Below are 12,552 nucleotides of genomic sequence, written 5' to 3'. Positions count from 1 at the left end.
TTATCGGCGCAGGATCATGCCGATGATGACGCCGATACCCAACGCATAGAGCGTCGCCTTCATCGGATTGTCCTGAATGTCTTCCTGCACGCGATGAACGCGGCCGGAAATCTTCTCACGCACCAGACCGGCGTCTTCTCTGACGGCCTGACGGACCGACGTGGTCTTGCCAAAGCTACGGCCTTCGCCTTGGGCGAGGATTGCGTCAGCCTGTCGGTCCAGACGTTGGGTCAGATCATCGTCCTCCAGGACGATGTCGTCGGGTGATGTCGCGCTTATCGGGGTGTTGGTCATGTCGATCTCCGTGCTTCGCTGAACAAACCGGCGTTGCGACCCATGGTTCCTTTTTGAACGCGGGCGATCAGGGTGCGTTGGTTGATCGCACAAGGAGCCGCTCATGACCTATATCGAACCCACTCCGACCACGCCGCAACCCGAGATCCAGCCTGAGCCGGCGCAGCAGCCGGAAATACAGCCTTCAGACACCCCCGATGAAGTTCCGCCGATGGAACCGGATGGTGGGGGCGAAGGTGATTCGCGGCCTTACGGCGCTGGCTGAAGTCAAACTCACGCGCACTTGAGGATCGCGACAGTAAAACCGACTTCCCTACGGAACCGTCACCGAGTCACTGGGTTCACTTCAGCAAGTGCAACGGCAGCACTGAAAGGAACACGATGGACAGCCAACCCACACGCCCCTCCGGCGTTTCCAAGCGAGGTTTCGCCTCCATGGATCCCGAACGTCAGCGCGAAATCGCGCGCAAAGGGGGCGCCAGCGTCCCCAGCGAAAAACGCAGCTTCTCCCAAGACCGCAGCCTCGCCGCACAGGCCGGCCGCAAGGGTGGCGAAGCGTCGCACGGGACCAAGAAAGATACGGACGCAGCCGACGGACAATAGTCGGCGAAACTCGATACAAACAGGGCGGCCCATCGAACGATGCGCCGCCCTTTTTCTTGTCCGCGATCAGCCGCGCATTCGGCTCAGGCGCGCAGGACCGCCAAGGCCACGCTCGGCGCCGGAGAGGTGTCGATGCGGACGACCGTCCAGCCGGCGGCGGCCGCCATGGTCTGGATCGATTCAGGAGTGAACTTGCGCGAGCTTTCGGTGTGGATCGTCTCGCCGGTCATGAAGCGGAATGTCCGATCTCCGATGCGCGCGGCCGTCGGCGCAATCGCTTGCAGATGCATTTCCATGCGCGAGGCGTCCGGGTTCCACACGGCGCGGTGAACAAAGGCGTCCACGTCGAAATCAGCATCCAGCTCGGTGTTGGCGCGGATCAGAACATTGCGATTGAAGGCCGCTGTGACGCCCTGACTGTCGTCATAGGCGGCGACCAGAATCGCAGGATCTTTGACCAGATCGACGCCCAGAATGAACAACGCCCCCTCGCCCAGCATCCGACGCGCCGCGGCCAGGAATGCTTCGGCCTCGTCCGGTTGCAGATTGCCGATGGTCGAGCCGGGGAAGAAGCCGATCCGTCGCCCCGACGGCAGGTCATCGGGCAGCGGCGCCAAATGCTCGAAGTCCCCCAGAACCGGCTGCACGCGCAGCGTCGGATAGTCAGCGCGGACGCGAATGGCGGCGTCCATCAAGGCGCTCTCGCTGATGTCGAGGGGGACGTAGGCGCCGAGATTGGTGGCGGCGTCCAACAAGATCCGCGTCTTCTCGCTGGCGCCGGATCCAAATTCGACCAGTACGGCGTCGGGGCCGAAGTCGGCCGTCAACTCCGCCGCGCGATCGCGCAAAAGCGCCATTTCCTGCCGGGTCGGATAGTATTCGGGCAGCACGGTGATGTCTTCGAACAGGCGAGACCCATCTGCGTCATAGAACCACTTCGGCGGCACGGCCTTTTGCGCGCGCGACAGCCCTTCGATCATATCCTTTCGAAAGGCGGCGGTTTGGGCGTCGTCCGCGGCGGCGTCTCGCGCCACGGTCCGGTCTTCAGCCAGTCTCAAACCCATGAAGGCCCACCTCTGTTGGGGATAGAAGAAGTTGCGATAGGTGATGCGGTCATGACCCGGCGGCGTGGCGAACGATCCGCCCCGCAGCACCATCTGATTGGCCATGAACTTGCCGTTGTATTCGGCGGCGGTGCCCGGCGTCGGCTGGAAGCCGGGATAGGGCGCATAGGCGCTGGACGTCCACTGCCACACTTCACCAGCCAGGTTCGAGAACGCATCAGGCGAGAAAGCGGCGGCATGTTCCCATTCCGCCTCGGACGGGAGACGCTTGCCGGCCCACCGGGCATAGGCGTCAGCCTCGTAAAAGCTGATGTGGCGAACCGGCGCGGCAGGATCGACAGGTGTACGTCCCGTCAAACCCATCACGGTCCAATCGCCATCCTCGCGACGCCAGTACAGCGGCGCGGTCCAGCCCTCCGCCTTGACCGTCGCCCAGCCGTCCGACAGCCACAGGTCGGAACGCGAATAGCCGCCATCCTGAATGAAGGCGATCCAGTCGCGGTTCGTCACCAGATCCGCAGCCAGAGCGAACGGCTCCAGCCAGACACGGTGTGCAGGACCCTCATTGTCGAACGCGAAGCCCAATTGGTCATGGCCGATCGTCACCAGACCGGCGTCGAACGCCACCGCTCCGCCGCGCATGATCTGAAGCGTCTCGGCTCTGGGCTCGATCTCATAGGCGGCGGGGTCGAGCGGAGAGCGCGACATCAGGTTCAGCATATCCATCAGGAAAAGCTCCTGATGCTGCTGGTCGTGGTGCAAACCCAGCTCGAACAGATAGCGTTGATGGCCGCTGGTCTCGCCCTGCGCCAGCCACGCGATCATGCGGCGGTCGATCTCGCGTCGATAAGCCAGGACCTCGTCCACCGACGGCCGGGTCATCAGCCCACGCTGGTCCCGCCTGACCCGCTCGCCCAAGGCCTCATAGTAGGAGTTGAACAGCTGCTGAAACCGCGGATCGACAGGCTGGTATTCAGGATCGGACGACAGGATCATCGCCTCGAAAAACCAGCTGGTGTGCGCCAGATGCCATTTGCCGGGGCTGCAATCCGCCATCGACTGGGCTGACAGATCCTCGGCAGACAAACCTTCCGCCAGATCGATCATGCGTGAACGCACGGCCTTGAACCGCGCCACGTCAGACGTAAGCCGCGGGTCGGGCTCGGAGCGCGCATTCATGTCAGCTGTCCCGTCCGACACCAGCCCCAGCGCCTTGTCAGTGCCCAACAAACGCACCAACAAGGCCAAGGTTCCCAGACACTTGCCGTTCGAGATCACCCATCAGCGCATCGGTCTGCCGCCATGTTTAGCGTATTCCAACCGAGCAATGGTGCGATTGTGGACCTCATCCGGGCCGTCGGCGATGCGCAAGGTGCGGACACCCGCGTAAAGCTCGGCCAGGGGCGTGTCGCCTGACACACCGGCGCCGCCGAACGCCTGAATGGCGTCGTCGATGATCTGCAAGGCCATCCTCGGCGCAGCGACCTTGATCTGGGCGATCTCGGAGCGGGCGTTCTTGGCCCCCGCCTGATCCATCATCCAGGCGGCCTTCAGCACCAACAGGCGGCACATCTCGATGTTTGTGCGGGCTTCGGCGACGCGCTGTTCCCAAACCGAGTGTTCCGCCAACTGCTTCTTGAATGCCGTCCTATTCAACAGCCGCGTGACCATCAGCTCCAGCGCCCGCTCGGCCGCACCGATGGTGCGCATGCAGTGGTGAATACGGCCCGGGCCAAGCCGTCCCTGGGCGATTTCGAAGCCCCTGCCCTCGCCGGCGATCAGGTTCTCGACCGGCACGCGGACGTTCTCCAGCACGACCTCGGCATGGCCGATCGGCTTTTCGTCATAGCCGAACACCGACAGCATCCGCTCGACGCGGAATCCCGGCGTGTCGGCCGGTACGATGATCTGCGACTGCTGGGCGTGGGATGCGGCGTCCGGGTCGGTCTTGCCCATGACGATGGTCACGGCCAGATTCGGATGGCCCATATTGGTCGACCACCATTTGCGGCCGTTGATGACATAGTGGTCGCCGTCCCGCTCGATCCGGGTCTGGATGTTGGTGGCGTCGGATGAGGCGACCTCCGGCTCGGTCATCAGGAAGGCCGAACGAATTTCGCCCGCCATCAGGGGCTTCAGCCAGCGCGCCTGTTGCTCCGCGTTCCCGTACATATGGAGCACCTCCATATTGCCGGTGTCGGGGGCGTTGCAGTTAAACACCTCGGCCGACCACAGATGCCGCCCCATCATCTCGGCCAGCGGCGCGTATTCCAGATTGGTCAGACCCGCCCCCCCATTCTCACCTTCATGGTCGCCCGGCAGGAACATGTTCCACAGTCCGGCTTCCTTCGCGGCCGCCTTCATCGTCTCCATGACCGGCGGCTGACGGTTCGAATCCTCGCGCACCTGGGCGAAATACTCGGCTTCGCGCGGGATGACCTGCTCGTCCAGGAAGCGACGGACGCGGGCGTGCCAATCCAGGGCGCGGTCGGAATGTTTGAAGTCCATGTCGTTTCCTCTTTCCCGTTCGCGCTTCTGTCGAGCGCTCGATACGAAAACGGCGCGGCCCCTGGTCGGGAGCCGCGCCGCCATAACTGGTCGTTCAGACCGGCATCAGCGCTTCAGCAGCGGAGCCAGCTTCTGGGCGATCATCATGTCGCCGGCGATCTTCAGCTTGCCCTGCATGAAGGCCATCATCGGATCCAGCTTGCCTTCCGACAGAGCCATGAAGTCATCCCACTTCATCGAGACGGTGGCGTCGGCGGGCTTGTCCTCGTTCGTCACCGTATTCGGCGTGGAGGCGCCGTCGATGAAGATCTTGCCCTCGTCGCCGAGGTCGAGCTTGACGGTCTTGCCGAGGCCGGAGTTGTCGCCGACGGCGCCGCGAATGTGTTCGGTGACTTGTGCGAGATCGGGCATTGGGGGCGTCTCCCTGTTGGACGTTGTGGACTACGGGTTAGCCCGCATCGGCGGGGGCGCCAAGATCACGTCGGGGAAAGGTATGATCACTTCTCCGGATCGCCGTCACGGAACCGCCACTTCATCACCAGCACGCCGGACGCCATCACCAGGGCGCAGGCGTTGGCGACCGTAACAGGCCAGGCCTGCGTCATGACGCCATAGACGACCCACAGCACGAAGCAGGTCACCGTCAGGGAGTAGGTCTTCAAGCTGACCGACGACGCGTCGCGCTCCTTCCAGATCTTGACCGCCTGAGGCGCGAAGCTGGTGATCGAGCAGATCGCAGCCGCTGAGCCGACGATATTGGCGATCAGGTTGCTCATGTCGCGATCGTCGACGTGACGTTCAGGCTAAATCTGCACATGCCGCTCTCTCGGCGGCCGCCCCAAAGGAGGTCAGCGTCGAACGCCAGGCGGCGGCCGTCTGGCCTGGGTCACCTGTTCGAAGGCGTAACCCAGCGAAAGGATGCGCGCATCGTCCCACTTCCCGCCGAGGAAGCTGATTCCCACGGGCATTCCCCGATCAAAGCCCATCGGCACGGTCAGGTGCGGATAGCCGGCGACGGCGGCCATCTGGCTGGCCGATCCCTGCATGTCGTCGTCGTCCTTGGGATCGTTGGTCCAGGCGCGCGACGTGGTGGGCGCGATCAGGGCGATCACGCCATTGTCCCTCATCAATCGATCGATGCCCTCCGGCCCCGCCAGTCTAAGCGAGGTCGCGCGCGCCTCCAGATAGTCAGCGTCGGTCAAATCGCCCATCGCCTGGGCGCGCTCGAAGATGTCCTGACCGAACAGCACCGTCTCGCGCGGTTCGGCGGCGTTGAAGGCGATGACCTCAGCCAGTGTGCGGGTGAGAACCTGCTGCGGGTCGGTCGAGGCCAGATAGGCGTTCAGATCGTGTTTCAGCTCATAGAGCAGCACCTTGAACTCGGCCGCGCCTATGACCCGGCCATCCGGGCCCTCGGGCAGATCGACCAGCACGGCGCCGGCATCGCGCAGGGCTTTCAAGTTCTGCTCGAACACCGCCTGGGTTTCGGGCGAGTAGCCTTTCAGGAACCGCATCACCCCGATCCGCGCACCGCGCAACGCATTGGCGTCCAGCCAGGCGGCGTAATCGACCTTGTGCGCATCGGCCTCGACCGTCGCCGGATCGGCCGGATCGGACCCCGCGATGACCGTAAGCACCCTGGCCGCATCCCTGACGGTCGTCGCCATCGGCCCGGCCGTGTCCTGCGAATGGCTGATCGGCACAATGTGGGTGCGCGAGACCAGGCCCACGGTCGGCTTGAACCCGACCACGCCGTTGACCGACGCCGGGCAGGTGATCGACCCGTCCGTCTCCGTTCCGATGGCGACGGGCGTCAGCCCCAGCGCCACCGCCGCCCCGCTGCCGGAGGATGATCCGCACGGCGTGCGCGCGGGATCATAGGGGTTCAGCGTCTGGCCGCCGACGGCGCTCCAGCCGCTGATCGAGTCCGACGACCGGATATTGGCCCATTCCGACAGGTTGGTCTTGCCGACGATCACGGCCCCGGCGGCGCGCAGGCGCCCGACCAGCGGCGCGTCCCGTCCCGGCGCATTGTTCGCCAGCGCCAACGACCCGGCTGTGGTCGGCATGTCCGCCGTCTCGATATTGTCCTTCAGCAGGATCGGCATGCCGGAAATCGCCGACACGCCCCGGCTGGGTGATGTCGCGGTCCAGACCAAGACCGAATGGGCGCTGTCGTTGGCCCGTCCCGCCGCGACTACGGCGGATGCAGCCGGATAGGCGCCCTGCCCGGTCGCGCAGCCCGCAAGGGCCAGCGCGACCGCAGCCGCCAGAGTCAGTCGGCCTTGGGTTCGGCCCGCTTGCCGATCGTGCGGTCCAGGAAGTCGAGATAGGTGCGCCATTGTTGCAGTTGCCTCGGATCGCCGCGGACGCCATGCCGCTGGCCGGGATAGAGCATCATCTCGAACGGCACGCTCTTGGCCTGCAAGGCGTCGATGACGCGCGTCGCATTGCCGAAGATGACATTGTCGTCGGCCATGCCGTGCAGCAGCAGCAGCCGCCCCGTCATGTCATCCAGCCGCGGCAGGACGTCGGTGGCGGCATAGCCCTCCGGATTGGCCTGGGGCGTGGACATATACCGTTCGGTGTAGTGGGTGTCGTACAGGCTCCATTCCGTCGGGGCCGCGCCCGCCAGGGCCGAGGCCAGGCCGGCGTCCTTGTCGGTCAGGGTCAACAGGCTGAGGAAGCCGCCGAAGCTCCAGCCCATCACCGCGATATGGTCGGCATCGACGTAAGGCAGGGTCTTCAGCCATTGCGCGGCCTGGGCCTGATCCTCGACCGCCGGAATGCCCAGACGACGATAGATGCTGGTCTCGAACGCCTGCGACCGATCGCCCTCGCCGCGATTGTCGACGCGGAAGACGATGTAGCCCGCCTCGGTCAGCAGCTGGTTGGTCAGCGGCTGCCAGCTCTTCTGCACGCCCGCCCCGGTGCCGGGGCCGCCATAGACCTGCATCACCACCGGGTATTTCTTCGCCGGATCGAAGTCGGGCGGGGTGGTCATGCGCCAGACCAGGGTCTGGCCGTGGCTCTGCATCGTGCCGAACTCGGGCGTGCGCAGGCGCGAGACGTAAGGGGCGAACGGATGGCTGGCGTCGAGCTTGTTCTCTTCGATCCAGCGCACGCGCGTGCCGTCGATGCGGTACAGGGCCGACTGCGTCGGCGTCGCCGGGTCCGAATAGTTGCCGACATAGGCGGTCGCCGGCCCGTTCACCGACACCGTCCACCAGCCGCCGCCCGGCGTCACCGCGACCGGATCGACCGTGCGGTTCAGATTGGCGCGGAACATCTGCTGCTCGATCGGCAGCTCCTTGCCGTCGCGCATCGAGGCGGTGAAATAGACATCGCCGGTCTGCTCGTTGACGCCGTCCAGATGTTTGACCGGATAGTCGCCGCGCGTGATGGCCCGCAGGCGACGCCCGTTGCGGTCGTACAGATACAGGTGCCGCCAGCCCGAATCCTCATTGGACCAGATGAACCGGCCGTCCGACAGGACGCGGAAGTCGTCGTTCAGATCGACCCAGGCCTGCGCCTTCTGGCTCAGGATCACGCGTGATGCGCCGGTCGTCGGATCGACGCTCAGCAGGTCCAGTGTCTTCTGGTCGCGCGACTGGCGCTGGACATACAGGGTCTTGCCGTCGCCGGACCAGTTCACCCGCGCCAGATAGATGTCGGTGTTGGACCCCAGGTCCACCTTGACCCGTCCCCCGCCCTGCAGGTCACGCACATACAGTTCGACCACCGCATTGGGCCGCCCTGCGCGAGGATAACGCTGCTCCACCATCGTCGCGCCGCCGCCGGTGATCTCGAAGCGCGGCACGATATCGACCGGGCTCTCGTCCACGCGCGTCATGGCGATGTAGCGCTCGTCGGGGCTCCACCAGTATCCGGTGTCGCGGTCCATCTCTTCCTGGGCGATGAACTCGGCGGTGGCCCAGGTGATCAGGCCCGCGCCGTCGTCGGTGATCGGCGTCTCCTTGCCGCTCGCCAGATCATAGACGACCAGATTCTGATCGCGGACATAGGAGACGTAGCTGCCCTTGGGCGACACCTTGGCGTCGATCTCGTCGGCAGGCGTCTCGGTCAGGCGGCGCACCTTGCCGTCCGCGCGGTTCGCCAGGAAGATGTCGCCTTCCAGCGGCGCCAGGATGTAGCGGCCCTGCTGGTCCCACGAATATTCCACCACGCCGCGCGCGCTGATCCGCATCCGCTCGCGCCGAGCTTTCTCGGCCTCCGACAGTTCGCCGGCGTCGGGAACCAGCGCCCGTGCATCGATCAGCTTGTAGGGTTCACCCTCACCCGTCGGCGCGGCCCAAAGGTCCTGCACATCCACATTGTCCTCGCGCGAGCGCAGGAAGGCGACCAACTGGCCGTCAGGCGACAGGCTGACCCCCTTGGCCACCGGCCCGTTCAGGCTGGGGCTGGAAAACACCCGCTCGGGCGTCAGGATGTTGGAGGGCGTCTCCTGCGCAAGCGCCGAGCTGGCGGACAGGAGGATGGTCGAGGCGAGAAGAAGGGTGCGCATGGGTCGGGACGCTAGCGGTGCTTCTGCAAGCCGTCACGAGGAAATGTCGTCGCCGGGTGAAAGGCTTGTCCTTCCCTGCGAGGGGTTCTCAGATTAGAGAGACGCACAATGACAGACGCCGCCCTCTCCCCCGCCCCCGTGAAAGCCAGCCCCTTCAATGAGCTTGAGGTTCTGTGGGTGCGCCACTGGACCGACAGCCTGTTCAGCTTTGGCGTCAAGCGGCCCGAGGATTTCCGCTTCCGCTCGGGCGAGTTCGTGATGATTGGCCTACCGGGCGAAGCCAAAGACGGTGTACCGGGAAAGCCTGTCCTACGCGCCTATTCCATCGCCAGCCCCTGCTGGGCCGAGGAGCTGGAGTTCTTCTCGATCAAGGTCGCCGACGGCCCGCTGACCTCGCGCCTGCAGAAAATCCAGCCCGGCGACACGGTTCTGATGGGCAAGAAGCCGACCGGCACCCTGGTTCTTGACGCCCTGACCGGCGGCGAGCGTCTGTTCCTGATCGGCACCGGCACGGGTCTGGCGCCCTGGCTCAGCGTCGCGCGCGACCCAGAGACCTACTCCCGCTTCGGCCATGTCTATGTGATCCACACGGTCCGAAGCGTCGCCGACCTCGCCTACCGCGACTTCTTCACCCGCGAGATCCACGACGATCCTCTGATCGGCGACGAGGCCAAGGCCCAGCTGACCTATTACCCCACCGTGACCCGCGAGGATTTCGAAACCCCCAGCCCGTTGAAGAAGGGCCGGATCACCGACCGCATCAAGTCCGGCGACTTTTTCCACGACCTGGGCCTGCCCGAAGGGTTCGACCCGGCCCGCGACCGCGCCATGCTGTGCGGCTCCATGGCCATGATCAAGGAAGTCGGCGAACTGCTGGAGACCTATGGCCTGAAGGAAGGCTCCAACGCCGAACCGGCGGACTACGTGCTGGAGCGGGCCTTCGTCGGCTGACGACTTGGCTTGGGCGGCCTGACCCGCTAACCCCACGCCCATGTCAAAGCCTGCCTTAGTCGCCGTCGACGCGCGCGTCGATCCCGCCGAATGCCAGTCGATGGCCGAGGTCCGCCAGGGCGTCGACGCCCTGGACCGCGCCTTGGTCGCCCTGCTGGCCGAGCGCCAGCGCTACATGGACGCCGCCGCCCGCATCAAGCCCGACCGCGACGCCGTCTTCGACCAGGCCCGGATCGACGACGTGGTCGCCAAGGTTCTGGTCTCGGCCGAGGCCCACGATCTGTCGCCCGACATCGCCGAACCCGTCTGGCGCCTGCTCATCGACCGCTGCATCGCCCACGAGTTCGCCACCTACGACCGGACTCGCAGCTAGGACGGCGCACGCCTGCCATCCTATCCGCGAAAAAAGTTCAGCCTAGTTTCAACCGATTGGGTCGCAGCAGCGTCAATCACCCCGCCGCTCTTTCAGGGCGGCGTATAATGGGCGTCCGGTCTTTGACATCGCGACGCGCTTCGCCTGCCGAAATTGCACTTTCTTGTATTTTGCACGCGTTTTCGGAGTGCAGTGCAATTTCATCCGCTTCGCCTCAGCCCTTGAGACCGCGCAGCATCAGTTCGTGCCGATAGGCCGCGACATCGGCCAGCGCCGCTTGCAGAGCATCGCGCACCCGCTCCACCGCTGGCGCGGCCAACCTCTGATCCACCGCTTCCGCCTCGGCGCAGATCGCCGCCAGGTCCCGCGCGCCGATGCCCGCCGCCGCGCCTCGGATCGTATGAACCCCGTCGCGCCAGCCCTCGACCTTGGAATCCAGCATGACGGACCACAGGCCGGCCTGATTGACGAACAGGCCCAACACCTCCTCGTTGATGGCGTCGTCCCCGCCCGTCATGCCGTTCAGCACGGCGAAATCGACGGCGCCCGTCAGATCGCGCAATGCCATCAGGCCGCCGTCTCCTCGCCCTTGGCGAGGCGCGAGTTCCGCGAGGACCAGAGCAGATAGATCGCCACGCCGACCACGTTCCAGACCACGAAGCCGATCTGCGTCACGGGCTTCAGGCTGAGGAAGAAGACCAGGCAGCCGATCACGCTGACCGCTCCAACGACCGGCCATAGCGGCGCCTTGAACACCCGCTTGCGACCGGGCTCGCGGATGCGCAACACAATCAGGCAAACACCGACCGAGCAGAAGGCCGCCAGCGTCCCGGCGTTGGCCAGAGACGCCAACTCGTCCAGCGGCAACAGCCCTGCCAGAATCGCCACGACGATGGCGGTGAACACCGTCACCACCGCCGGCACGCCTCGGCTGGACACCTTGGCGAGGCGGCGCGGCAACAGGCCGTCGCGCGCCATGCCCAGGAAGATGCGGCTCTGGCCGAACAGGAAGGCCAGCAGGACGGTCGGAAGCGCGATCACCGCCGCAGCGGCGATCCACTGGGCCGCCGTCCCCTGCCCCATCTGACGCAGAATCAGGGCCAGAGGCTCGGGGCTGCTGGCGAAGGTCGCGACCGGCCGCGCGCCGATGGCTGCGGCCGCGACCACCAGATACAATGCCGTGCAGACCAGCATGGAGCCGACGATGCCGATGGCCAGGTCACGCTCGGGCTTCTTGGTCTCCTCCGCCGCCGTCGAAATGGCGTCGAACCCGTAGAAGGCGAAGAAGATGATCGCCGCCGCCGCCATCACCCCGGTCTGGACGAAGGGCGCGCCGAAGCCGTTGGGCATGAAGGGCGTGAAATGCTCGGGCTTGAACGCCGGCAGGGCGATGGCGACGAATACCACCAGCGCCGCGATCTTGATCAGGACCAGCACCGCGTTCAGCGTCGCGCTCTCCTTGGTGCCCAGCAGAAGCAGGCCCGTCACCACTCCGATGATGGCCACGGCCGGCAGGTTGATGATCCCCCCGGCATGCGGCCCGGCGATCAGCGCCGTCGGCAGATCGATCCCCAGCCCGCTCAGGAAACCGACCGCATAGCCGGACCAGCCCACCGCCACGGCGCTGACGACCAGCGAATATTCAAGGATCAGGCTCCAACCCACGATCCAGGCGATCAGCTCGCCCAGCACGGCATAGGAATAGGTGTAGGCGCTGCCCGCCGTCGGCATCATGGTCGACAGCTCGGCATAGGCCAAAGCCGCGCAGGCGCAGACCAGTCCCGCAAGGCCAAAGCTGATCAACACCGCCGGGCCTGCCAATCCAGCCCCCACCCCGATCAGCGTAAGGATGCCGGTGCCGACGATGGCCCCAACGCCCAGGGCCAGCAGGTGCGGCCAGCTCAACGTCGGCTTCAGCCGCGGTCCGTCGTGCGGCGCCATCATCGCGTCGATCGATCGACGCCGGTTCCAGAAGGCCATGCTGTTCGCTCCCCCGCCGCTTGCCGCGGCTGATTCCACGCGGACCATACTCCGTCGCAGAAAGTTTGCGAAAGCGCTTGCCAACCCCAGAACCGCTGGGTAGTAGGAGCGCCCTTCGGCGATGGCGTTGGCCCCGCCGAAGACACGACGATCGGTGTGGGTGATTAGCTCAGTCGGTAGAGCAGCTGACTCTTAATCAGCGGGTCGTAGGTTCGAACCCTACATCACCCACCATCGTCCCCCTTGTTTTTGCT

The 12,552-nt window shown here is 65.3% G+C and carries 13 protein-coding genes and 1 tRNA gene; 5 read left to right on the top strand and 9 right to left on the bottom strand.

Features of this window, described 5'->3' with window-relative positions:
* Positions 1-294 carry a hypothetical protein gene (locus Q9R14_RS04785; protein ID WP_052689558.1) on the bottom strand — a complete coding sequence of 98 codons (294 nt, stop codon included), beginning with the start codon at positions 292-294 and terminating at the stop codon, positions 1-3.
* Positions 295-397: 103 nt separating this feature from the next.
* On the opposite strand from Q9R14_RS04785, the gene Q9R14_RS04780 reads away from it, so the two are divergent.
* Entirely contained in the window at positions 398-559 is a 162-nt protein-coding gene (locus Q9R14_RS04780) for a hypothetical protein (protein ID WP_017506186.1), read from the top strand.
* A 116-nt stretch (positions 560-675) separates the two neighbouring features.
* Complete coding sequence (locus Q9R14_RS04775) at positions 676-897, top strand: general stress protein (RefSeq protein ID WP_242076411.1); 222 nt, start codon at positions 676-678, stop codon at positions 895-897.
* A gap of 83 nt (positions 898-980) precedes the next feature.
* Here the strand turns inward: Q9R14_RS04775 and egtB are convergent, their stop codons facing one another.
* The 6 genes from egtB to Q9R14_RS04745 form a co-directional block, all read right to left on the bottom strand.
* A complete protein-coding gene (gene egtB / locus Q9R14_RS04770) occupies positions 981-3,140 on the bottom strand; it encodes an ergothioneine biosynthesis protein EgtB (RefSeq protein WP_306004118.1) in 2,160 nt (719 codons plus the stop codon).
* A 102-nt stretch (positions 3,141-3,242) separates the two neighbouring features.
* Positions 3,243-4,469, bottom strand: coding sequence for an acyl-CoA dehydrogenase family protein (locus tag Q9R14_RS04765; protein WP_306003658.1), 1,227 nt, complete (start codon positions 4,467-4,469; stop codon positions 3,243-3,245).
* 105 nt (positions 4,470-4,574) lie between these two features.
* Positions 4,575-4,880 (bottom strand): SCP2 sterol-binding domain-containing protein, encoded by a 306-nt coding sequence (locus Q9R14_RS04760; protein WP_039243606.1) that lies wholly within the window; start codon positions 4,878-4,880, stop codon positions 4,575-4,577.
* Between the two features lie 86 nt (positions 4,881-4,966).
* A complete protein-coding gene (locus tag Q9R14_RS04755) occupies positions 4,967-5,245 on the bottom strand; it encodes a SemiSWEET transporter (protein WP_306003657.1) in 279 nt (92 codons plus the stop codon).
* 72 nt (positions 5,246-5,317) lie between these two features.
* Complete coding sequence (locus Q9R14_RS04750; protein WP_306003656.1) at positions 5,318-6,811, bottom strand: amidase; 1,494 nt, start codon at positions 6,809-6,811, stop codon at positions 5,318-5,320.
* Positions 6,745-8,994 (bottom strand): S9 family peptidase, encoded by a 2,250-nt coding sequence (locus tag Q9R14_RS04745; RefSeq protein ID WP_306003655.1) that lies wholly within the window; start codon positions 8,992-8,994, stop codon positions 6,745-6,747. The genes Q9R14_RS04750 and Q9R14_RS04745 overlap by 67 nt, the downstream gene beginning before the upstream one ends.
* Positions 8,995-9,102: 108 nt before the next feature.
* On the opposite strand from Q9R14_RS04745, the gene Q9R14_RS04740 reads away from it, so the two are divergent.
* Both Q9R14_RS04740 and Q9R14_RS04735 read left to right on the top strand, forming a co-directional pair.
* Entirely contained in the window at positions 9,103-9,945 is an 843-nt protein-coding gene (locus Q9R14_RS04740; RefSeq protein ID WP_306003654.1) for a ferredoxin--NADP reductase, read from the top strand.
* A gap of 40 nt (positions 9,946-9,985) precedes the next feature.
* Complete coding sequence (locus Q9R14_RS04735) at positions 9,986-10,318, top strand: chorismate mutase (RefSeq protein ID WP_091747140.1); 333 nt, start codon at positions 9,986-9,988, stop codon at positions 10,316-10,318.
* 214 nt (positions 10,319-10,532) lie between these two features.
* On the opposite strand, the gene Q9R14_RS04730 is transcribed toward Q9R14_RS04735, so the two are convergent.
* Together Q9R14_RS04730 and Q9R14_RS04725 are read right to left on the bottom strand one after the other, a co-directional pair.
* Entirely contained in the window at positions 10,533-10,886 is a 354-nt protein-coding gene (locus Q9R14_RS04730) for an Hpt domain-containing protein (RefSeq protein WP_306003653.1), read from the bottom strand.
* Positions 10,886-12,298, bottom strand: coding sequence for an amino acid permease (locus tag Q9R14_RS04725; RefSeq protein ID WP_306003652.1), 1,413 nt, complete (start codon positions 12,296-12,298; stop codon positions 10,886-10,888). The genes Q9R14_RS04730 and Q9R14_RS04725 overlap by 1 nt, the downstream gene beginning before the upstream one ends.
* 158 nt (positions 12,299-12,456) lie before the next feature.
* On the opposite strand from Q9R14_RS04725, the gene Q9R14_RS04720 reads away from it, so the two are divergent.
* A tRNA-Lys gene (locus tag Q9R14_RS04720) sits at positions 12,457-12,532 on the top strand.
* The last annotated feature ends 20 nt before the right edge of the window (positions 12,533-12,552 follow it).

It is taken from the genome of Brevundimonas sp. C43, from assembly GCF_030732185.1.
GTDB classification, from domain to species: domain Bacteria; phylum Pseudomonadota; class Alphaproteobacteria; order Caulobacterales; family Caulobacteraceae; genus Brevundimonas; species Brevundimonas diminuta_C.
This window is presented reverse-complemented; position numbering and strand designations above follow the sequence as displayed.

What these genes read in the sequence shown, in the direction of transcription:
- Q9R14_RS04785 (WP_052689558.1), bottom strand. Translation starts at nt 294, where the DNA reads ATGACCAACACCCCGATAAGCGCGACATCACCCGACGACATCGTCCTG.
- Q9R14_RS04780 (WP_017506186.1), top strand. Translation starts at nt 398, where the DNA reads ATGACCTATATCGAACCCACTCCGACCACGCCGCAACCCGAGATCCAG.
- Q9R14_RS04775 (WP_242076411.1), top strand. Translation starts at nt 676, where the DNA reads ATGGACAGCCAACCCACACGCCCCTCCGGCGTTTCCAAGCGAGGTTTC.
- egtB (WP_306004118.1), bottom strand. Translation starts at nt 3,140, where the DNA reads ATGAATGCGCGCTCCGAGCCCGACCCGCGGCTTACGTCTGACGTGGCG.
- Q9R14_RS04765 (WP_306003658.1), bottom strand. Translation starts at nt 4,469, where the DNA reads ATGGACTTCAAACATTCCGACCGCGCCCTGGATTGGCACGCCCGCGTC.
- Q9R14_RS04760 (WP_039243606.1), bottom strand. Translation starts at nt 4,880, where the DNA reads ATGCCCGATCTCGCACAAGTCACCGAACACATTCGCGGCGCCGTCGGC.
- Q9R14_RS04755 (WP_306003657.1), bottom strand. Translation starts at nt 5,245, where the DNA reads ATGAGCAACCTGATCGCCAATATCGTCGGCTCAGCGGCTGCGATCTGC.
- Q9R14_RS04750 (WP_306003656.1), bottom strand. Translation starts at nt 6,811, where the DNA reads ATGGCGCACCTATCTCGACTTCCTGGACCGCACGATCGGCAAGCGGGC.
- Q9R14_RS04745 (WP_306003655.1), bottom strand. Translation starts at nt 8,994, where the DNA reads ATGCGCACCCTTCTTCTCGCCTCGACCATCCTCCTGTCCGCCAGCTCG.
- Q9R14_RS04740 (WP_306003654.1), top strand. Translation starts at nt 9,103, where the DNA reads ATGACAGACGCCGCCCTCTCCCCCGCCCCCGTGAAAGCCAGCCCCTTC.
- Q9R14_RS04735 (WP_091747140.1), top strand. Translation starts at nt 9,986, where the DNA reads ATGTCAAAGCCTGCCTTAGTCGCCGTCGACGCGCGCGTCGATCCCGCC.
- Q9R14_RS04730 (WP_306003653.1), bottom strand. Translation starts at nt 10,886, where the DNA reads ATGGCATTGCGCGATCTGACGGGCGCCGTCGATTTCGCCGTGCTGAAC.
- Q9R14_RS04725 (WP_306003652.1), bottom strand. Translation starts at nt 12,298, where the DNA reads ATGGCCTTCTGGAACCGGCGTCGATCGATCGACGCGATGATGGCGCCG.